Source organism: Planktothrix sp. PCC 11201 (assembly GCF_900009135.1).
GTDB lineage: Bacteria > Cyanobacteriota > Cyanobacteriia > Cyanobacteriales > Microcoleaceae > Planktothrix.
Genome location: NZ_LT797709.1, coordinates 87,895 through 108,938 on the forward strand (window position 1 = coordinate 87,895; position 21,044 = coordinate 108,938).

At 40.1% G+C, this 21,044-nt stretch carries 17 protein-coding genes; 7 read left to right on the forward strand and 10 right to left on the reverse strand.

The genetic code is table 11. The annotated features are described in order from the left end of the window. Positions 1-148: 148 nt before the first annotated feature. Positions 149-3,610 carry a response regulator gene (locus PL11201_RS19010; RefSeq protein ID WP_079680461.1) on the reverse strand — a complete coding sequence of 1,154 codons (3,462 nt, stop codon included), beginning with the start codon at positions 3,608-3,610 and terminating at the stop codon, positions 149-151. Between the two features lie 239 nt (positions 3,611-3,849). Between PL11201_RS19010 and PL11201_RS19015 the strand changes: the two genes are divergently transcribed. Continuing rightward, complete coding sequence (locus PL11201_RS19015; protein WP_234996774.1) at positions 3,850-4,524, forward strand: GNAT family N-acetyltransferase; 675 nt, start codon at positions 3,850-3,852, stop codon at positions 4,522-4,524. 32 nt (positions 4,525-4,556) lie between these two features. Here the strand turns inward: PL11201_RS19015 and larB are convergent, their stop codons facing one another. After that, the gene (gene larB / locus PL11201_RS19020; RefSeq protein ID WP_079680463.1) at positions 4,557-5,342 is read right to left on the reverse strand and encodes a nickel pincer cofactor biosynthesis protein LarB; all 786 of its coding nucleotides are present in this window, start codon (positions 5,340-5,342) and stop codon (positions 4,557-4,559) included. Positions 5,343-5,357: 15 nt separating this feature from the next. Beyond that, positions 5,358-7,124: an ABC transporter substrate-binding protein gene (locus tag PL11201_RS19025; protein WP_079680464.1), complete on the reverse strand. Its 1,767-nt coding sequence runs from the start codon at positions 7,122-7,124 to the stop codon at positions 5,358-5,360. A 128-nt stretch (positions 7,125-7,252) separates the two neighbouring features. On the opposite strand from PL11201_RS19025, the gene PL11201_RS19030 reads away from it, so the two are divergent. Next, positions 7,253-7,498, forward strand: coding sequence for a hypothetical protein (locus PL11201_RS19030; protein WP_079680465.1), 246 nt, complete (start codon positions 7,253-7,255; stop codon positions 7,496-7,498). Next, the gene (locus tag PL11201_RS19035; RefSeq protein WP_079680466.1) at positions 7,495-7,899 is read left to right on the forward strand and encodes a PIN domain-containing protein; all 405 of its coding nucleotides are present in this window, start codon (positions 7,495-7,497) and stop codon (positions 7,897-7,899) included. The genes PL11201_RS19030 and PL11201_RS19035 overlap by 4 nt, the downstream gene beginning before the upstream one ends. Before the next feature lie 102 nt (positions 7,900-8,001). Here PL11201_RS19035 and PL11201_RS19040 read toward each other — a convergent pair whose 3' ends face one another. Continuing rightward, complete coding sequence (locus PL11201_RS19040) at positions 8,002-9,084, reverse strand: sulfate ABC transporter substrate-binding protein (protein ID WP_079680467.1); 1,083 nt, start codon at positions 9,082-9,084, stop codon at positions 8,002-8,004. 247 nt (positions 9,085-9,331) lie between these two features. Between PL11201_RS19040 and PL11201_RS19045 the strand changes: the two genes are divergently transcribed. Further along, a complete protein-coding gene (locus tag PL11201_RS19045) occupies positions 9,332-12,847 on the forward strand; it encodes an ATP-binding protein (RefSeq protein WP_159451562.1) in 3,516 nt (1,171 codons plus the stop codon). Between the two features lie 15 nt (positions 12,848-12,862). Here PL11201_RS19045 and ispF read toward each other — a convergent pair whose 3' ends face one another. The 3 genes from ispF to PL11201_RS19060 all read right to left on the reverse strand — a co-directional run bounded on the left by ispF (position 12,863) and on the right by PL11201_RS19060 (position 15,398). Continuing rightward, positions 12,863-13,345, reverse strand: a complete 483-nt coding sequence (gene ispF, locus PL11201_RS19050; protein WP_079680469.1) for a 2-C-methyl-D-erythritol 2,4-cyclodiphosphate synthase — start codon at positions 13,343-13,345, stop codon at positions 12,863-12,865. Positions 13,346-13,632: 287 nt separating this feature from the next. Then, positions 13,633-13,839, reverse strand: a complete 207-nt coding sequence (locus PL11201_RS19055) for a hypothetical protein (protein WP_144017826.1) — start codon at positions 13,837-13,839, stop codon at positions 13,633-13,635. A 440-nt stretch (positions 13,840-14,279) separates the two neighbouring features. Further along, positions 14,280-15,398, reverse strand: a complete 1,119-nt coding sequence (locus tag PL11201_RS19060; protein ID WP_079680471.1) for a Gfo/Idh/MocA family protein — start codon at positions 15,396-15,398, stop codon at positions 14,280-14,282. 71 nt (positions 15,399-15,469) lie between these two features. Here PL11201_RS19060 and PL11201_RS19065 point away from each other — a divergent pair, with 71 nt between their 5' ends. Both PL11201_RS19065 and PL11201_RS19070 read left to right on the forward strand, forming a co-directional pair. After that, positions 15,470-16,192, forward strand: a complete 723-nt coding sequence (locus PL11201_RS19065; protein WP_234996775.1) for a DUF433 domain-containing protein — start codon at positions 15,470-15,472, stop codon at positions 16,190-16,192. Next, positions 16,189-16,611, forward strand: a complete 423-nt coding sequence (locus PL11201_RS19070) for a PIN-like domain-containing protein (RefSeq protein ID WP_079680473.1) — start codon at positions 16,189-16,191, stop codon at positions 16,609-16,611. Before PL11201_RS19065 ends, PL11201_RS19070 begins: the two co-directional genes overlap by 4 nt. 11 nt (positions 16,612-16,622) lie before the next feature. Here PL11201_RS19070 and gshB read toward each other — a convergent pair whose 3' ends face one another. Together gshB and grxC are read right to left on the reverse strand one after the other, a co-directional pair. Beyond that, positions 16,623-17,597, reverse strand: a complete 975-nt coding sequence (gshB, locus tag PL11201_RS19075; RefSeq protein ID WP_079680474.1) for a glutathione synthase — start codon at positions 17,595-17,597, stop codon at positions 16,623-16,625. Between the two features lie 118 nt (positions 17,598-17,715). Beyond that, positions 17,716-17,973, reverse strand: a complete 258-nt coding sequence (gene grxC / locus PL11201_RS19080) for a glutaredoxin 3 (protein WP_079680475.1) — start codon at positions 17,971-17,973, stop codon at positions 17,716-17,718. A gap of 120 nt (positions 17,974-18,093) precedes the next feature. Between grxC and PL11201_RS19085 the strand changes: the two genes are divergently transcribed. Beyond that, positions 18,094-19,533 carry a trypsin-like serine protease gene (locus PL11201_RS19085; RefSeq protein ID WP_079680476.1) on the forward strand — a complete coding sequence of 480 codons (1,440 nt, stop codon included), beginning with the start codon at positions 18,094-18,096 and terminating at the stop codon, positions 19,531-19,533. A 463-nt stretch (positions 19,534-19,996) separates the two neighbouring features. Here PL11201_RS19085 and PL11201_RS19090 read toward each other — a convergent pair whose 3' ends face one another. After that, positions 19,997-20,992 (reverse strand): hypothetical protein, encoded by a 996-nt coding sequence (locus tag PL11201_RS19090; protein ID WP_079680477.1) that lies wholly within the window; start codon positions 20,990-20,992, stop codon positions 19,997-19,999. Positions 20,993-21,044 lie beyond the last annotated feature (52 nt).

The following is a 21,044-nucleotide window of genomic DNA, read 5'->3' on the forward strand; positions in this document are numbered from 1 at the left end:
ATTTCATATTAGATTTCATATAATATTAGGAAATTAGATTTTTTTCGGTTATTGTGATCACTTGTAGTGAGACGTTTACGCCTCAGAGTCCTAAAGGACTCACTACAATATCAGTTTACGCCTCAGAGTCCTAAAGGATTCACTACAATTAATTAAAGGGGAGTTCGGGGCTGACCATCAGGGTCAATACTTCGTCCCCAATGCCTTTTAATTTATGGAATTCTTGGTTTAAAATTTCCTCTGGAGGGAGATAGCTGGCTACTTCTGTAGAGACTAAAATACTATTCGGACGTCCAGCTTCTTGTAAGCGAGCCGCCATATTCACCGCCGGGCCAATAGCGGTATAATCCGATCGCTCTTGAGATCCAAACATCCCGACAACCGCCGTCCCAATATGAATTCCACATCGAAAACGCACGGGTTCAACTCCATTTTCCCCGACAATACCCTGTTCTCGCCAGTGTTGATTTAACTTATCGAGCGATCGCAACATTTGCCGCGCCGAGTTCACCGCCTGTTTCACCTGTTTTTGGGCTGATAACTCCTCCGGGGCGCCATATAAAGCCATCACCGCATCCCCGACAAACTTATCTACTGTACCCCCATTAGCAAAAATCACCCGGGTCATCTCCGCTAAATACTCATTTAACACCACCGCAATCCCCTGGGATTGTAACTGATTCGACATCTGAGTAAATCCGACAATATCACTAAATAAAATTGTGACTAACCGAGGTTCAGGACTCAGATCCAACGATAATTCACCAGTTGCGGCTTTTTTTACCATGGTTTCGGGTAAAAATCGCTTCAATACTGATTCTGTTAAATATCGATTTAATTCAGATATACGCCTTTCATTCTCTTTTAAAGACTGTAAATTTCTAACTTCTGCTAACAATTCCCGATCATTAAAGGGTTTCGATAAATAGGCATCAGCCCCCCGTTCCACCCCTTCTAAACGGGTATCTTCATCAGCTTTAGCCGTTAATAAAATCATCGGGGTTCCCTTCAATTCAGGGTTATTCCGAATTAACCGAATTAAATCTAACCCCGATACTAAAGGCATCATTAAATCCGTAATAATCACTTCCGGGTGATATTTTTGGGCAATTTCAAACCCTTCCACCCCATTACAAGCCACCACCACATTATAACCTGATTGGCGTAGAATTTTGGAGACATAACGGCGTAAATCCGGGTTATCATCTACTACTAAAACTAAATTAGTAGAGGGAATATTCTCATTTAAAATTATATTCTCTTGACCAGCTTCAACCCCATCAGAATCATCTCCCTCCGTCACATCCACATCAATATCCGCAAACTCCACCGAAGCCCGACTAGAATTTAATTCCGCCTGAATTTCTAATATTTGTTCCCCGGGTAAATGGGAGGTTCCCTGTTGTAGCCAAACCGTAAAAGTGGTGCCTCTCCCATACACAGATTCCACGGAAATTTGTCCCTTGTGCAGTTCCACTAATTCCTTGACTAAAGCTAACCCTAAACCCGACCCTTCATAGGAACGATTAGCTGACCCTTCTGCCTGCCGAAACCGTTCAAATAAATAGGGAATTTGTTCAGGTTTAATCCCAATTCCGGTATCTGTAACTTGTAAACGACAATGATTTCCGATCGGTTCAACTCTCAGGGTAATAGTTCCTCCAGCGGGGGTAAACTTCATGGCATTAGATAATAAATTATAGAGAATTTTATCAAAACGTTCTAGATCTAAATACAGCAACGGACAATGGTTTAACTCCGTTTCTAAGTAAATTTCTTTCTTCTGACAATAAAGTTGAAAAGACTCAACGGTACTATGGCAAAAAGCAATCAAATCACAGGGACGAAAACTGGGCTGCATTCGTCCGGCATCAAATCGTTGTAAATCCAATAATTGATTCACTAACCGCAATAGTCGTCGAGAATTCCTTAAAGCGATTTTCGCTTGTTCCTGGGGTAAATCCTGCTGTTGATTAATTGCCGATTCCAACGGCCCAATCATTAGGGTTAAAGGGGTGCGAAACTCATGGGAAATATTCTGGAAAAATTCCGTTTTTACCCGGTCAGCTTCTAACAAGCGTTCCGCCTGTTGTCGAGTTTTTTGATATAAACGCGCCTGTTGCACCGCCAGAGCCGCCTGTACGGCCACGACTTCCACTAAATTAATTTCCGACTCCTGCCATTTACGAGTCCGATTATTTTGCCGCAGGGAAATACTGCCAATAATCTGGCCTTCGGACTGCAAAGGCACTAACATTAGGGCTTTAGAAGCAGAACGTAGGGGTAATTCCGCAATCTTACATTCCGGTTGCAGATCTAAGTCCTCAATAATAACGGGTTGGCGGCTGCGTAAAAGTTTTTTTAAGACTGGATTTTCTCGAATCGGAACGGCCGACTGCGGTAAGGTTTCTAGGGACAGCTTAGGGGTGGGAGTAGTGGCTTCGGATGACCATTCATCACTAACCATCGAAGCCTGGCGAGTCGCATCATACAACCCCACACACTGAACATATTCATCATCCCTTGTCCAGAGGGATAAGGCACAACCATCGACTTGTAGGGCTTCTCCCAATTGTTGGGTAATGGCGGCGAAAATCGTGCGCGGATCGAGACTCGAACGAATGGCTGAGGTGATGGTATTAACTAGGGCTTCCCGTTTCGCCAGTTCCCGCACCTGGTCATAGGCCCGGGCTTGGGAGAGGGCGAGGGCCGCTTGGTCAGCCACGGTAATCACTAACTGCACTTCGTGGTCGAGCCAAATATGGGGTTCTTGGCAGTGATGCAGGGCTAAAACCGCCATTAAGTCCAATTTATAGAATAGGGGAACCACTAAACTTGACCGAATTTGAGTTTGATCATAGGCCTGTTGACGTTCGGTGACCGATAAGACCCGTTCATCGGTGGCCCCGTCCTGAATTACTTCGACGTCAGTGGTTTCCCAGACTAATAATTGCAGCAGATGCTGGGACGGTTTTTGACTATCTGGGGTTTCTGTGACTTCTCCTCGTCCAGACTGATACATAAACCATTCATCCACCATTTGTCGATCTTGAAAGGGTCGCAGCAGGCAATAGCGGGCCTCAAACATCTGGCCAACGGTTTCCACGATCCGTTGCAGCATTTCCCGGTAGTTGGGAGCCGAGCGAATGGTATTGGTAACGGCGTAGAGGAGGGATTCTTGTTGCAGGGCGCGTCGAAGTTCTTCGGTACGGGATTTGAGAACCCCATGGGTTTCTAAAGCCTGTTTAACTATGGCTTTGAGTTCCTCCGCATCCCAGGGTTTGGTGACGTATTTAAAAACTTTACCTGAGTTAATCGCTTCGACTAAATCCTCGACGTCGGTGTAGCCAGTGAGGATAATTCTAATAATATCGGGATATTGGGCCGCGGTTAAACTCAAGAATTCTGTCCCGCTCATTTGCGGCATTCTTTGGTCAGAAATAATCACCGCCACGTCGGTCTCGGACGCTAAAATATCTAGCGCCTCCGGCCCACCATCTGCTCGCAACACCCGGTATTCCCGATGAAAGGTGCGATACAGCAAATCTAGGTTATCGGGTTCGTCATCGACAACCAAGATCGTCGGCTTAGATTTTTTCTGGGAACTCATGCACCGAATCTCCTGCTGCAATGGATGTAGGGGGCTATGATCGGTAAGATCTACCAATAGGATATGAATTTGACCCCTATCTAATACGGGTTAAACCACAATCAGGGTATTGATGCACAATATTGATTGTACCTTGATACTTCTGGACGTGGAATTCCCTTATTCTCTCAGAAAGTATAGAACTGCCACGATCACCCTAAAAAGGGGGATCGTAATTAATATTGCACCATCGATATACTGTGAATCAATTGTTTTCCACTTCGAGATCTAACACATTTTTCTGGGGTTACGGAAATGGCACGGGTTCAAAAAACCTGCCTGGACAGGAAAACTCCCTACCAACGGAGAGTTCTGTGGATTTTTCTAGTTTACAGGTTCGGCCCGCAACTGCTGAGGACTTAACGGGATTAACAGATGTTTTGGCCGAGAGTTTTCATTCCCAGGAGGGACTTTTGGGCTGGATTTATCCGATTTTACGGTTAGGAATTTATGAGGATTCACGCTATCGTTTATTGGCAAATACAGACCAATATTTGTGTTTAGTGGCGGTGGTTTCAGGAGTCAGGTCTGCTAAACCCTCGGTTTTAGGAACAATAGAAATCGGTTTGCGATCGCGTTATCCTTGGCAATTATCTTTAACCTCACGCTATTTATATATTTCTAATTTAGCCGTTCATCCCCAATATCGCAAGCTGGGAATTGCCCAAAAATTACTCGCAACTTGTGAACAAACAGCCCAACGTTGGGGATTTTCTAATCTTTATCTTCATGTCTTAGAAAATAATCATCAAGCCCGAGGTCTATATTATAAAATGGGTTATCGATTAATTGAGATTGATTCGGGTTGGAATTTTGCATTATTCGGGCAACCTCGACGTTTGTTTTTACAAAAACCGATAGGGAATAGGGAATAGGGAATGGGGAATGGGGAATGGGGAACCCTTGTTTAAGGCTCAATTTTGCGTTTTAAGCGTTCTCCTAATCTTAAAATTTGGCAGGCTAAAATTGCCGCCCCAAACCCATTATCAATATTCACCACCCCTACCCCAGTAGCACAGGAATTCAGCATAGTTAATAGGGGAGCTAACCCGTTAAAACTGGCTCCATAACCAACGCTGGTGGGCACCGCAATCACCGGACAATCGGCTAATCCTCCAACTACAGTGGGTAAGGCTCCTTCCATCCCAGCCACCACAATTAATACATCCGCATCGGCAATTATCGGCCAATTACTGAGTAAACGATGAATTCCAGCTACTCCCACATCCGATAACCGTTTTACCTCAAAACCAGATAAGGTAGCGGTGACGGCAGCTTCTTCGGCGACGGGTAAATCGGCGGTTCCGGCGGTTAAAATGGTGATGATTCCTGTAGAATTAGCCAGGGGAATTTCGTCTGGGTGAAGGGCACAAATTTTGGCGATTTCGTAATACTTTAAATCCGGGATTTGGGCTTGCAATTGTTGATAAACATGGGGTTCAATTCGCGTTGCCATCACCACCGGATTTCGCTGACGCATCACCTCGATAATCTTAATCATTTGTTCCGGGGTTTTATTTAATCCCCAAATGACTTCGGGAAATCCGGTTCTTAATTTTCGATGATGGTCAATATGGGCAAAATCTCCGACGGGTTCAAAATCAAAGTATTTGATTTTATCTAAAGCATCATTCGGGGTAATTTGACCAGATGCTACTTGTTCTAGTAACTGTTGTAAGGCTTCAGGATTCATCAGGATTTAAACCGATTATTCAGCAATTTTAAGTTCATACAAATTCCAAAATCCTCCCCCTAATGGGGTGTATTCAACGCCTTCAACCCGATCTCTGATGGCTTCAAAAGCCAGGGGATTTACCATATATAATAAGGGTAGTTCTTCGGCAACAATTTTCTGCGCTTTTCCATAGAGTTCTTTGCGTTTTTTCGGATCAAATTCCTGGGAGGCTTTCACAAATAAATCATCCACTTGTTGTTCCCAATCGGCAACTTGCCAATCGGTAATCCCCGTTTCCCCTGGTTGCGGCCCCTGATTAAAGGTGTGTAACCGTCCATTCACTGACCAAATATTATAACCGCCATGGGGTTCAATTCCTCCTCCACTGAATCCCCCTAAATAGGCATCCCAATTCCGAGAACTGGAAAGACGTTCGACTAAGGTATTAAAGCTGAGAAATAATAAATCAACTTGAATCCCAATTTTACCCAGATCTTGGTTAATTTGGGTAGCCATTTGTTCCCGAATTTTTTTCCCGGCACTGGCTAAAAGGGTAAAGCGAACTGGATTACCGTCACTATCAAGTAATTGTCCTTGAGCATTATACTTAAATCCCGCATCAATTAGCATTTGTCTAGCTTTTTCAGGATCATATGTGTAGGTTTTTAATCCTTCTTCTGGGGATAAATAAAAGGGGCTTTGGACGGGAATGGGAGAATGTTGGAGTTCCCCTAATCCTAAATAGAGATTATTTTTCATCACTTCCCGATTAATCCCATAATAAACCGCCTGTCGAAAGGCTTTATTATTAAACCATTTAGACTTAATCGGATCAACAAAGGGTTTTCCTTGGGCATTTTTTCCGCGATTCATATTCAATGACATAAACACGGTTCCCATATCGGGGCCAGAATTATAAATAGTATATTTCCCTCGTTTTTCTTCGGGTTTTAATAGGGGAAATGTTTCCGTTTGTAGGGTTAAAGTATCTAAGGAACCAGAACGAAAATCTAATAATTGATTGTCGGTACTTTCAATAATTTGCCAGACAATTTCTTCAATATAGGGCTGGGGATTTCCCTGTTTGTCTTTGCGCCAATAATAGGGATTTTTTTCTAAAATTACCCTTTGATAAGGGGTATAACTTTTGATCCGATATTGACCATTTCCGACAATATCTTGGGGGTTGGTGTCGGTTCCCCAGGTGGTTAAAAATTTGGGGTTTCCCTCACTATCGGTTTCGGTAATTGAATCTTTTAAAATATGGGCGGGTAAAATACTTAATCCGGCTACATATTGTAAAAAAGGTGCAAAGGGTTCGGAAACCGCAAACTCCACCCGGCGATTATCTAATTTTTTGACCGTGGGAAAACTGCGACTTTTTCCCACTCGTAAAATATCTTTAAAACTGCTGGGAATTTTATCGTTTAAATAAATATCGTTATAGGTAAAAATAATATCATCCACGGTTAAGGGCTTGCCATCTGACCACTTCAACCCGTCTTTTAAAGTAATAATAATTTTTTGTTTATCATCAGAAATTTCCCAAGATTCAGCTAAACCGGATTTAGGCATTAATTCTCCAGTCACGGGGTCGTCTTGAATTAACGGGTCATACAAATAACCAAAGACGGTATAGGCCGATTGACTCAAGGGCGGATTAAAGGTGGCTGGGCCGCTGGGCGTGGCGACCACCAACCGAGACGGAATTTGGGATTGAGCGGTACTACAGGCACTCAGAACCAGGGCTAAGAGGATGAATAAAGTCTTTTGGAACCAATGTCTTTTGAATGGAATCATATTACAAAAACTAGCTGATTGCTATAGTTAATTATAGAAGCCATTTGAGATCCTTTAATGATCGCCCGCTAGGAGAGAACCTAAGTTACAATTAGCTAAGGTTGGTTTTAGGATTGAGGGGAGGTTTTATGACATTACAGGAAGTGCTAAAATCGGTCGATAATTTGTCCATCACGGATCAGGTTTTGTTATTGGAGCAGCTTAAGAAACGGTTTGCTCAGATTGAGGAGTCTGATTCGGAAGTGATTAATCAAGCGCAAAAAGAAAAATGGGTTAAAGGCTTAAGAGGGATGGCTGCCAATTCTAGGCTGAGTAGTGAGGATTTTGCCCAACATAAACAAGCAGAAATTGATTGGGAGGATAGAAACCGATGAAGGTTATCCTAGATGCTTGTGCTGTGATTTGTCTTGTTAAGGATGAAATAGGGGCTGATATTGTCGAGCAATATTTATTAGGAGATGATGCTCAATGTATGATTCATAGTGTTAATATTTGTGAGGTTTACTATGGCTTTTTACGAAGCGATGGGGAGTCTTTTACGCAAGAAGTTATTAACAGATTAGAAAAAGCTAATGTGATTTTTCGTTCTGATTTAACCAGAGATTTTTGGCAGCAAGTTGCTAACTATAAGGCAACTATTAAAAGGATTTCTCTGGCGGATTGTTTTGCTTTGACTTTGGCAAATCGGGAGGGGGGAATATTACTCACTTCTGATCGTAAGGAGTTTGAACCGATTATACCTTTGAATATTTGTCAGATTAATTTTATTCGTTAATCGCCCGATTTTCTATGCGCTATATATAGCGCAATTGCGTAAGTCCTGATATCTCAAATGGTTTCTATAAAACACCGATTGATTCAATGGTCGCTCCTCATATCACGGAGTCTGTGTGTTCCTAATTTCTGACTGAATTTGATCAAAAATTCCATGATCTTGAAAAAATTTATCTTGAATATTACTCCATCCCCCTAAATCTTCGGCATTAAATAATTGCTTAATGGGGGGAAATTGTTCGGAGGATATCGGATCTAAGGGTCTAAATCCCACTTTCGCAAAAGCCGTTTGTGCTTGGGGGGTAAACAGAAATTTTACAAAGGCTTCTGCGACTTCCCGTGTTCCTCGGCGATCGACATATTTATCCACAATGGCGATCGGATTGTCAATCGAAATATTAATATCGGGAATAATCATAAAGGTATTTTTAGCCAGTCCCTCTTGAGTCGCTAAAATCATTTCATTTTCATAATTAATTAAGACATCTCCTTGATTTTGCCGCAGAAATAAATCCGTCGATTCCCGGGCATCTTTGGCCAAGACTGGGACGTTTTTATAAACTTGAGTCACAAAATCGAGGGCTTGGGCTTCCGTCCCCCCAGTTTGGGTAATCGCCCCCCACAACGCCAAGAAATTCCAGCGCGCACCCCCCGAGGTTTTGGGGTCGGCCGTAATCACAGAAACCCCAGGTTTGGCCAAATCAGACCAAGTGCGGATATTTTTGGGATTGCCCGCCCGGGTGACAATCGCCCCGACGGAGTGGGCGACAATCCCGTGATTCGGACTTCGGTGTTCCCACCCGGGTTGAATTAAGCCCGCGTCCTGAATTTTTTGGGTATCGAGGGCTAAGGCTAAATGCACCACATCCGCCGGAAGTCCATTAATCACGGCTCGGGCTTGGGTACTTGATCCCGCATAACTTTGTCTGATTCTGACTTCCTGGTGATGTTCTTTTTGCCATTTTTCTTTGAACAGAGGAATAATTTCGGCGTAGGCGGCGCGGGTTACGGCGTAGGACACAAAACTGATTTCAATGGGTGGACGTCGGGGAATTCCGTCCACGACAGGAGGAGAGATGGGATTTTGACCACAGGCGGGGAGGAGCAGGGTCAAACCCAGACTGACCAGGAACAAAAACAAAAAGCTGTGATGGATAATCCGATTCTGTAACTGACGATGGAACATATATTTATTGAGATTTTGATAAAAAAATACTATAAGTTGGTAGGGTTAGTGTAGTTTATAATTAATTATCTATAATTTCACCGGAATTAGGCGATCGCAAATTACGGATCAATGTTGTTTTAAATACAAAATCATTGAGAGAAAAATTGAGCCTCTCAACCCGCGCCATAACATCAGGATGTATCGACAGTTCACCCACTTAATCCGTAGTTTTCAAACTTTAACTAGCCTCAGTAGGAAAAACAATATGGCCCGTTTTCGTAAAAAAATATTTCCCAAACAGAAAGGTTCAATTACCCGTGAAACCCTGGTTAAAATGGGGGTGAGAATTGCTTTAGTGATTTTGGGATCGACGGCTCTTAGTTATCTGCATTTAATGTCTATCTTAGAAACCCAAACTATCCAACAATTAGATAAATATATTGTGGAACGGGGACAACGGGAAAGCAATATTTTTACTTTAGCAGAAGATAATCATGCAATTTTAAAACAGGAAATTAAACGTCGTTTAGAAGAATGGGAAGATTATGATCCGCAACTAGAATTTGATCAAAAATTTGTCCCGTTTAAGGATGGAGTAATTAGAAATCAACCCGAAGGCTTTGACCGCAGCCGTCAAGCCGGAGTTTATATTGGCAAAACCGTTGAACTGACTCCAGAAATTCGTCGTCGGGTTCTCACTTTTTATGATCTCGTCACTTCCTCTGGTATGGCTTGGCAAAGTCGGTTTCAAAATACCTATATTAATACTCCTGAAAATATCGGAATTATGTATTGGCCAGAGGTTCCTTGGGCGGAAAATACCACCTCTGATTTGTATATTCCTAATGAAAACTCTTTTTGGATGACGGACTCCCAACATAACCCTACTCATCAAACCGTTTGCACAGGAGTTTATTATGATCAAATTGCTAGAAACTGGATGATTTCCTGTGGAACTCCCGTTGATATTGCAGGAAAACAGGTAGCGACCATCGGCCATGATATTGTTTTAAATGAACTCCTGGAACGAACTTTGCAAGACCGTCTCCCGGGAACTTATAATCTAATTTTTCGTTCCGATGGTCGTTTAATTGCCCATCCCGATAAAATGGATGAGATCAAAAAAAATCAGGGTAAATTAGATATTTTTCAATCTGAAGATCCCCATTTAATTAGAATTTTTCAATTAGTGAAAAACTTAAAACTGGGGAAAGTTGTTGTTGAAAATACTCAAGATAAAGAATATTTAGCTTTAGCTAAACTGGAAACGCCAGATTGGTATTTTGTGACGGTTTTTCCTAAATCAATTTTAGCAGAAGTTGCCCTGAATAATGCCCGTTTTGTTTTAATTTTAGGGGGCGTTTCTTTGCTGATTGAAATTATCATATTATTATCGGTTTTACGCCACCAAGTTTCTGAACCGTTGGGTCAACTGATGGTAGCAACGGAACAAATCTCTACGGGAGATTTTAATATTCATCTGGATACCACCCGCCCCGATGAATTAGGACAATTAGCCACCTCCTTTAATACTATGGTGGCGGAAGTTCAAGCCCGAGAAGTTAGACTCAAGCAAGCACAAATAGAATTACAAAAAACGGATAAACTCAAGGATGAATTTTTGGGAAATACCTCCCATGAACTGCGCACACCTTTAAATGGAATTATTGGTATTGCTGAATCCTTAATTGACGGTACAACTGGTCAGTTATCATCGGCAACAATGGCTAATTTAAGAATGATTGCATCCAGTGGGAGAAGGTTGGCTAATTTAGTGAATGATATTTTGGATTTCTCTAAACTCAAACATAAAACCCTAGAACTTCAGTTAAAATCCGTTGGCTTACGAGAGGTTGTTGAAGTCGTGATTAATCTAATTCAACCCTTAATTAATCAAAAAAAATTACAGATTAATAATAGAATTTTACTCACGTTACCTGCGGTAATGGCTGATGAAAACCGCCTGCAACAAATCTTTTATAATCTGATTGGAAATGCCATCAAATTTACAGATAGTGGCAAGATTGAAATTTTGGCTCAGGTTATTTCTCATGCGGGATTACAACAAATACAAATTACGGTTTCTGATACGGGAATTGGGATTCCAGAAGATAAATTAGAGAGCATTTTTGAATCTTTTGAACAAGCGGATGGGTCTACGGCTAGAATCTATGGAGGCACAGGTTTAGGCTTGGCAATTACTCAGCAATTAATCGAATTACAAGGCGGAAAAATTTGGGTAGAATCAATATTAAATGAAGGTTCTAAATTTCATTTTACTTTACCCATTAGTTGGGATTCAGAAATCAGTTATTCTAATGTTTCTGTCTTTAGTTTGAGAGATAATATTCCTGCAACTTTGGTTTTAAGTTCTGATCTTCCTGTCTATTCTGAACCCTCTTTTACTCGGGTTGAGGAGTTGGTTGTTGAGGAAATGTTATCAACAGTTAGGCCTGAAAAATCACAAAAATATAAAATTTTAGTGGTTGATGATGAACCCGTAAATCGTCAGGTTTTAGTCAATCATTTGTCTTTATATCAATATGAAATTACCGAGGCTGCGTCGGGTCAGGAAGCCTTGAATTTGCTCAATCAGGGTTGGAAACCGGATTTAATGTTATTAGATGTAATGATGCCTCGGATGACCGGTTATGAAGTTACTCGCAAAGTTCGAGAAAGATGGCAACCCAATGAGTTACCGATTGTGTTACTCACGGCTAAAAATCAAGTCTCTGATTTGGTGATTGGTTTACAAGCTGGGGCAAATGATTATGTGACTAAACCTATTACCAAAGATGAACTCATTGCTCGAATTAAAACCCATTGCACGCAAGCTGCAACGTTCTTAGAAAATACTCGTCTTTATTTGGAATTGCAGGCTTCAGAGGCTAGGGAAAGGGAAAAAGCCCTTCAGCTTGAACAATCTTTACAAGACCTGAAAACCATGCAATTACAAATGGTTCAAAGCGAAAAAATGGCAAGTATTGGTCAATTGGTTGCTGGAGTTGCCCATGAAATTAATAATCCGATTTCCTTTGTTTTGGGCAATTTAAGTTATGCGGAAACGGCGATTCATGATCTGATTCAGTTAATTATTCTTTATCAAAATAACCATCCTGAAACAGTGCCAGAAATTGTGCGGCAGATTGAAAAGATTGATCTTTCTTATTTGATTGAAGATTTACCTAAATTAATGGGTTCTCTGAAAATGGGAACCGAACGAATTAGGCAAATTAGTATCTCTTTACGGACGTTTTCTCGGGGAGATACGGATCAAAAAGTTGAATTTAATCTGCATGAAGGAATTGATAGTACCTTAATGATCTTAAAACATCGCTTGAAAGGAAATTCACAACGTCCCGAAATTACTATTATTAAAGATTATGGGGATTTGCTCCCGATTAATTGCTATCCTGGGCCATTGAATCAAGTTTTTCTTAATCTTTTAGCCAATGCTATTGATGTGTTAGATGATGTAACCGAAAAAATATCTTATCAAAACCATCAATCTCGTCCTCCCAAAATTAGTATCCGTACAGAATTATCTCAGGATGAACAGTGGGCTATTATCAGAATTAAAGATAATGGCATGGGGATGAAAGAAGATGTGAAACAAAAAATATTTGAGCATTTATTCACCACCAAACCAGTCGGAAAAGGGACAGGAATTGGTTTATCTATTAGTCGTCAAATTGTTGTGGAAAAACACGGAGGGAAACTGAGTTGCTTTTCTTCCTACGGAGAAGGTTCGGAGTTTATCATTGAAATTCCAACGATATAACTATTCCCAGGAATTTTAATTGACTTTTTCTAATAAAGCCACGGCATAGGCGGCAATTCCTTCCTCTCGACCCACGGGGCCTAATTTTTCGTTGGTGGTGGCTTTGACTCCAATTTGATCGGAATTGAGGTTTAAGGTGCTGGCAAGGCGATCGCACATGGCGCTAATATGGGGTTTTAATTTCGGACGTTCGGCAACAATTACAGAATCAATATTTCCCACTTTCCAACCTCGATCTAATATGAGTTGATTCACCTGTTTTAAGAGGACTAAACTATCCGCCCCCGCCCATTTTTCATCAGTTGGGGGGAAATAATGCCCAATATCTCCTAAACTTAAAGCCCCTAACATAGCGTCCATAATGGCATGGGTTAAAACATCGGCATCACTATGTCCTAATAGTCCCAATTCATGATCAATTTTAATCCCGCCTAAAATTAATGCCCGTCCGGGGACTAGTTTATGAATATCATAACCATTACCAATGCGAATATTCATGGATCTTTTTTCCTGTTAAAATTAATATATAGCAGTCGCGCCTGGTAATTAGGACGGATTTTTGTAGGGGCGGGTTCGCCTAAATTTAAATGCACCCAACCTAAATATCGATAAACCCGCCCTCTCTCTCTCCGTCTCGTGCGTCGCGGATTGTTATGGCTTTTGATTTTACCATTAATAGGTAATATCAAGTCCACCGTTGGGGTTTAACCCAAACTTGAGAAGAAATTTAAGAATAGTTTAAAAACAGGTTAAATTTCTTCCCCTTGATTCCAGCAGAAAACCGTTTATGACCCAGAATGATAGGGTTGAACAGACTTAACAGAAACATTAGGAGATTGAGAAGCCGCGACACAAAAAAAAGTAAATAAAATTAAAAATATACTAACTACATAACTCAAACCAATCATGGCATAGGAATTAGTCATATTGTTACGGAAACATTTTAACACCAAGACATTAGGAAGCAAGGTTTTCATGATAGTAACCTCCATGGTATTAACCTTAATAACAGTTGACACTTAAACCGCAATAGTCTCAGCACGCTATCGACCCCTGTGGGTGATTTTAGCGCTGTTCTAGTCGGTGACTCTCTGGACTGATTTTGATTTTGATGGGAGTTCGTTTAATCAAACTAAACGAAATAGAACAGAAACAGTATTGACTACTAATAGCACTTTTTGACTGTTGTTTTGTAGCTATCGTAATCCGAAAAAGGCTACAAGATTTTAGCATAAAGTTTTGGTGTTTCAAGCCTGCGTGCGCTTGGATTTAGACACCAAAACCCGGCACCTTTTTTGATTAACTCTATATAGATTGCTAGATCGACTGTGAGTGAACTGGCATGATAGAACCTACAGTGCCATCATACCACAATAATCGTCTATCCACACCATCAAATCTAACAACCTCGATACGGGTGGCTATATCTATTCTATTCACTCACTAAAAAAGAGGCAAAATCCGGTACATTCACCCAAGTTCCCGTTGCATTGGATTCATGGGTTAAATCCATTAAGAGTTGAGAATAAACTCCTTCTTTCAGCGAAGGTGTTAAACTTATTCCTTGTTCAATTCCTGTTATCCATTGGTCAACCACTCGCAGCACCGGAGCAATCCGACCATCGGGATAAATTCGGGGAAATTCTAAGGTTTGGGGGATAGAAATTTCACTTAAAGGTTGCCCCTTTTGACTCCCCCATAATCGAAATCCATGCACATAATCCTGTTGATTATCACTACCTAAAATTAATGTGCCTTCACTACCATAAATTTCTACCCAATGTCCCCGTCCTTGGTAGGTAACAGAACTTAAACAAACTTGACAGGGAGTGCCATCCTCTAATTCTAAAATGAGGGTACAAATATCATCGGCATCAACAACTTTTAATTCTTCCCCAGCTTCAGGATCTGGACGTAAGAGAATCGAAGTATTCAGTTGTCCACAGAGGCGTTTAATTGAACCCAACAACCAGGAAATATAATCAAAACTATGGGAACCAATTGCCCCTAATACCCCGCCTCCCTTGTCTTTTTGAGCATACCAATTCCAGGGACGAGTCTCATCGGCACGACTAGAAACTAACCAATCAATTTTGATTAATCTTTTTTGACCTACATAATTTTCCGCCAACAGTTGCGATAAATGTTGCCAAGCGGGAATAAACCGAAATTCAAAATCTAAGCTGGTAATACAGCCTTTAGATTGGGCGAGGTGATAGAGATATTTTGCTTCTGCAACCGTTAGGGCTGTGGGTTTTTCTAATAACAGATGTTTCCCGGCATTTAGAGCTATTTTAGCCATATCAAAATGCAGAAAAGGCGGGGTAGAAATGGCAACTCCTTGAACTTCAGATAAAGCACAAATCTCCTCAATACTGTTACAAGCATGGGGAATATTATGGCTAGAGGCGACCGCTTTTGCTTTGTCTAAATCTCGATGATAAACCGCAACTACTTGGGTTTTAGGGTGGTCTTGAAAGGCGGGAATATGAACTTTTTTACCGAATCCTGTTCCAATTATGGCAATGCCAATTTTTGTGTTTGTTGTCATGGTTTCTCCTGATTCAATAAATTAAAATATTGATCGAATTTTAACACAAATTTGATATAATATGATCAGTTATGAACAGCCGTAAAATATCTGAAGGATTAGAGATCATGTCTATGGGTTTAGATGTTCGTGATTTGCCAAATTATTCCTTAACAGAAGCCGCAAAATATTTGCAACTTCCGACTGGAACATTGAGGTCTTGGGTCTATGGTCGTTATTATCCCACTCGTCAAGGAAAAAAATATTTTGCCCCCCTAATTGAATTAGCTTCGGAAAAAAAACTATCTTTTACGAATTTAATTGAAGCTCATGTTTTAAGTGCTATCCGTCGCCTCCATCAAGTCCCTTTAGCTAAAGTTCGTGCAGCATTAGATTATCTTAATCAAGAATTTTCTGCACCCCATCCCTTAGCAAAATTAGAATTTCAAACCGATGGTGTTAATCTATTTGTTGAACAGTTTGGGGAATTATTAAATGTTTCTTTAAAAGGTCAATTAGCTTTAAAAGAAGTTTTTTATCAATTTTTAAGTAGAATTGAACGAGATCCATCAGGATTACCAATTAAACTATTTCCTTTTACTCGAAATTTTGATATAAATGCTCCCAAAATTGTTGTGATTGATCCCTATATTTCCTTTGGTCGTCCTGTCTTAATGGGAACTGGAATTCCAACTATTATTTTAGCAGAACGGTATAAAGCCGGAGAATCTATTCATGAATTGGCAATTGATTATCAATGTGAGCGTAGCTTAATTGAAGAAGGAATTCGCAGCGAATTGGACTTAGTAGCATGACCGCTCAAGTTATCTTTTTTATTGATAGATGTTTGGGTCGAGTTAAAGTTCCAGAATCTTTAAGAAATGCAGGAGCAACTGTTGAAATTCATGATGCTCATTTTCCCCAAAATATTAGAGATGAGGAATGGTTAATAGAAGTAGGAAATCGCCATTGGGTTGTTTTAACTAAAGATGAAAAAATTGGCTATCGCACCTCTCAGATTTTGAGTATTGCTCAAGCAAATGTGAGGGTATTTGTTTTAGCTTCAACAAATTTATCAGGAGATGCGATCGCTTCCACTTTTGTAAATACTTTGCCCAAAATGACAAAATTTGCTTTGAATCATCCGCCACCTTTTATTGCTAAAGTTTATCAATCGGGGCGAGTAATTTCTTGGAGAAATAATACAGAACTACTCCGAAGAATAGAGTTATAAATTAACTCAGATCAAAAGCGGTTCGTGATTTTATTTTCTACCCATTCTATCACCTGTTTTCCTAAATAAACCCCATCCAATAAATCAATTTCCCGAATCCCCGTTGGACTGGTAACATTGACTTCTGTTAAATATCCGCCAATGATATCAATTCCCACAAAATATAAGCCATCAGCAACTAATTGAGATGCTAATTTTTGACATATTTCCCGTTCTCGATCTGTAATTTCGGTTTTAGCAACCCGTCCACCAACAGCCATATTTCCTCTAAATTCTTGACCCGTAGGAATGCGATTAACCGCTCCAATGGGTTCACCATTTAACAAAATAATCCGTTTATCTCCATCTTTTGCTTCCGGTAAAAAGGTCTGAATCATCACCGGATATAAACCCTGTTGGGTGCTAATTTCAATTAAAGAATTGAGATTGCGATCGCTCCCTGACAAAAATAAAATTCCCTCTCCTGCTTTGCCACCTAAAGGTTTTAAAACCGCCGCTCCTTGACGTTCAACAAACTCCCGAATTATCTGTTTATCGCGGCTAACAATGGTTGTCGGAATGCAATCTTTAAATTGCAGTGCGTACATTTTTTCATTTGCTGTTCTTAACCCACTAGGAGAATTAACCACCAAAGTTTTTTCCGGGTTAATATAGTCTAAAAGATAGGTGGCATATAGATAGGGAATCGTGACTGGGGGGTCGGTTCGCATAAACACCGCATCCATATTTTCTAGGGGTTGGAGTATCGATTGATCCACCGAAAACCAGGGTTCCTCAACTTTCCAACGATCCTGATCTCTAATAATAGGAATCAGATTAACCTGGGTTAAAAGCGCCCAGGTTTGACCTGCAATCACATTTAATTGGTGAGCTTCTGTGACCCAAACTTCATGTCCCAAAAGTTGCGTAGCTTCCATTAAAGCAACACTGGTATCATGACTTGGATTTAATTTTTCGATGGGGTCAATAATGAAAGCAAATTTCATCTTTATTTACAATTAACAGTTAACAAATTAAACAAAGTATGATATACTCAATCCAGGCATTTAAAACCAACTCAGAATAAATCAGGAGTGTTTTATTTTGCCAGGATTGAGAATAGAATTAACCCAGTAAAGGATCAAGTTTTCCCTGACGATCTAAGGCATAAATATCATCACACCCCCCAATATATTGATTATTAATAAAAATTTGGGGAAGTGAACGGCGACCATTAGCCCGTTGTGCCATTTTATCTCGTGCTACTTCATCCCCATCAATGCTATATTCGGTGAAGTCTAAGCCTTTACTTTTCAGCAATTCCTTAGCTCGAATACAGAAGGGACAGGTTCTCCAAGTGTAAATTTCAATGTTTGCTGCCATACAGGGTTCCAGAAATTGAATCGTTTTTCTTTATGTTAATATAAAATCAAAAATTGATCCATTTTATTCTGAATACTCAGACTAAACCCACCCAGACTATCCTGATTTAAGTCAAGCAAAATGTCAAATTATTTTTCTGTAATTGCACCTCAACCTCGGATTGCTGTTCCTACTTCCGATCCTTATAATCCAGGTTATATTGTACAACCAGGGACAGGTTTAGATGGTGTTGTTAAGATTCAAGATATTTCTGGTGGAAGCTGTACAGGCTCATTATTAATTACGGGTAATCATATTTTAACCGTCGCCCATTGTGTTACCGATAAATTGGGTCAACCTGATTATTATTCACCCTCAGAATATACCGTTTATTTTAACTTACCCTCGGGTCAAATAGCAATTCCGGTTTCTCAAATTTATATTCATCCCGAATGGAGTCATGATTTTAATTTTAATAATGATATTGCTATTTTAGAACTGGCTCAACCTGCACCTCAAGAGGCAAATCGCTATCAGATTTATACCGAGTTTGACGAGGTTGGTCAGGTGATACAAAAAGTAGGTTATGGTATTCCTGCAACGGGTAATTCAGGACAGAATGGCTATTCTGATCCTGTTCCAACTAAGCGTATAGGGAAAAATCGTTATGACGCTCTCGGTGAGTTATTTAATAGTACCCCTTACCATTATAATAATCAACCTGGCAAACAATTAGTTTATGATTTTGATAATGGTTTAGCCCAAAATGATGCCTTTGGACAAGAATTTGGGATTTATGATTTAGGATTGGGAGTAGAAGAAGTCAATATTAGTCCTGGAGATTCGGGGGGCCCAGGTTTTATTAATGGCAAAATTGCTGGTCTAACCTCCACCGGTTTTACCCCAGCAATGCCGGGTATTGATGTTACTAATAAATTAGATGAGAGCTTTGGAGAATATGCTTCCGATACCCGGGTTTCGGTTTATGCAGATTGGATTAATCAAATTATTAATCCTTCTCCCTATAGTGGAAATGATAATATTATCGGCACAATTAATAACGATTTTCTCTATGGATATCAAGGAGATGATACAATTAAAGGTTTAGAGGGAGATGATAATATTTTTGGGGGAAAAGGTTCTGATGATCTCTATGGAAATAAAGGAAATGATACTCTCTATGGAAATTTAGGATTTGATATTCTTTCGGGTGGATTAGGGGATGATTTTTTAGCTGGAGGTCAGGATTATGATAATCTATATGGAGAAGCCGGAAATGATACCTTGACGGGAGATTTAGGAACCGATTATTTAACCGGAGGAATAGGATCGGATCTATTTATTCTTTCCTTGGTAACCTCTGGTTCAGATAAAATTTTAGCAGATTCTATCGTGGATTTTGAACCCGGTATTGATAAAATTGGTTTAACAGAAGGCCTGACCGAAGCAAATTTAATCTTGGAACTTTCAACCGATTTCCTTTCTGACACAGTAATTCGTGTCGCGGGATCAAATCAGGTTATCGGGACAGTTTATGGTATTTCTCCTCAACAACTTCGAGGTCATTTTATTTCAATTTAACTTTACTAATTAAGCGATCGCTGGTTCAGTTTAACACCGGAGCAATGAGCTAGATTTATATTGGATTTAACATTAATCTGGTAAATTCGTAGTAAGCCCTTCAGGGCTTTTACCCTGAGATTAGATCCCCCTAAATACCCATTAAAAAGGGGGAATTGGGAGTCCTTGAACATGGGGTTAGGGGTTATCTATAGCATTTTGCGAGTTGATGAAATACAAAAGTCAATTGAATATTAATGGTGGGGTGCGGCGGGTTTTTCCAGCTAATCTGTGAGAAACACAAATCAACACAGAACCCGCCCCTACGTTAATTAAAGGGTTTGACCCCAGGCTCAAATCTGATGATTCTGTAGGGGCGGGTTCCCCTTGGGCTTCGATATCTATAAAAAATCTGCCTAAACCCGCCCTGACTATGCCCGATTAAGTCTAAAACTGCTGTAATGCTAAAGAAAAAGTCAATAGACTAATCATCGCTAGAACAACTATCTCCAGAATCACCGGAATCTCCCCAGGAACAGCTATTATCGGAGTCAGAGTAATCATTATCACCGTAGTAACTATCGCCAGAATAGTCGCTATTAGAATACCTGCCCTTCTTAGGGTTTGGAATACATTTTTTCGTTAATTCTTTCACTATCTGATCAGCAGCTTCTTCTTGACCGAGAGGAACAAAAATAGAGCGAGTGATCTCCCCATTGGGTTCATCCGCAAATAAACGAGTTGTCAAAACAAAATCTTGATCGGGTTCTGATTTTTGTAATTGATAAAATAATTCAAATTTTAAGACTCGTTTTGATAAATTGATGCTAGATAAATGATAGGGCGTTCCTTCCCAGCACCAATATTCATCATCTGCATAAAACGCATTTTCACCAATATAAACATCATGAATATCTTTGCTGCTTTTGGCTGCTTTAAAAATCCCAGCTATAAAACATACTAATCCGATTCCGAAGCCAATACAGATCTCTACTCCCAGTAAGTTAATCAGATCTTGAAGCCAATTTCCCGTCGGATGATAATGAAATTTTCTCCCGTTTAAAATTTCAATGATTAGAATAACAATTATTATAAACGGAGACCATAATAATAATATCCCAAGTCCTTGTAAAAAAATATGAGATGCAATCCATTTTCGATCTCGTTCGGTGTATTGCCAGCGATACCAATAGTTGTCAGGGCTACTAATAAAATCTCCGGCTAGTTGACGATTAATCTGATCGGTGATCTGAGTTTTTTTGAGATTAAGAATAGCCGCCCAAGCGATATAAATAATTATCATTACAATCGAAACAACAAGAAGATCAAAAATGCCTATCACTAATAGTAAACCCGGGTCTATTAAGGGATAAATAAAACTCATTGAGATTATAAATAAAGCGGTTCCTAAGCCTAATATTACCCAAAGATTGGGGGAGCCGATTTGGGTTAATTCTTCTTTGTTAGTGTAAGCTTTCATGATTTTTTCCTTTGTTTAGTTAAGATTTACAGGTGTTTGAGAGAGTGCGATC

Coding starts and splice junctions, on each gene's coding strand:
- PL11201_RS19025 (WP_079680464.1), bottom strand. CDS start 7,124: ATGATTCCATTCAAAAGACATTGGTTCCAAAAGACTTTATTCATCCTC.
- PL11201_RS19065 (WP_234996775.1), top strand. CDS start 15,470: ATGAACAGCCGTAAAATATCTGAAGGATTAGAGATCATGTCTATGGGT.
- ispF (WP_079680469.1), bottom strand. CDS start 13,345: ATGAATATTCGCATTGGTAATGGTTATGATATTCATAAACTAGTCCCC.
- larB (WP_079680463.1), bottom strand. CDS start 5,342: ATGAATCCTGAAGCCTTACAACAGTTACTAGAACAAGTAGCATCTGGT.
- PL11201_RS19055 (WP_144017826.1), bottom strand. CDS start 13,839: ATGGAGGTTACTATCATGAAAACCTTGCTTCCTAATGTCTTGGTGTTA.
- PL11201_RS19035 (WP_079680466.1), top strand. CDS start 7,495: ATGAAGGTTATCCTAGATGCTTGTGCTGTGATTTGTCTTGTTAAGGAT.
- PL11201_RS19070 (WP_079680473.1), top strand. CDS start 16,189: ATGACCGCTCAAGTTATCTTTTTTATTGATAGATGTTTGGGTCGAGTT.
- grxC (WP_079680475.1), bottom strand. CDS start 17,973: ATGGCAGCAAACATTGAAATTTACACTTGGAGAACCTGTCCCTTCTGT.
- PL11201_RS19040 (WP_079680467.1), bottom strand. CDS start 9,084: ATGTTCCATCGTCAGTTACAGAATCGGATTATCCATCACAGCTTTTTG.
- PL11201_RS19090 (WP_079680477.1), bottom strand. CDS start 20,992: ATGAAAGCTTACACTAACAAAGAAGAATTAACCCAAATCGGCTCCCCC.
- PL11201_RS19045 (WP_159451562.1), top strand. CDS start 9,332: ATGGCCCGTTTTCGTAAAAAAATATTTCCCAAACAGAAAGGTTCAATT.
- PL11201_RS19010 (WP_079680461.1), bottom strand. CDS start 3,610: ATGAGTTCCCAGAAAAAATCTAAGCCGACGATCTTGGTTGTCGATGAC.
- gshB (WP_079680474.1), bottom strand. CDS start 17,597: ATGAAATTTGCTTTCATTATTGACCCCATCGAAAAATTAAATCCAAGT.
- PL11201_RS19060 (WP_079680471.1), bottom strand. CDS start 15,398: ATGACAACAAACACAAAAATTGGCATTGCCATAATTGGAACAGGATTC.
- PL11201_RS19030 (WP_079680465.1), top strand. CDS start 7,253: ATGACATTACAGGAAGTGCTAAAATCGGTCGATAATTTGTCCATCACG.
- PL11201_RS19085 (WP_079680476.1), top strand. CDS start 18,094: ATGTCAAATTATTTTTCTGTAATTGCACCTCAACCTCGGATTGCTGTT.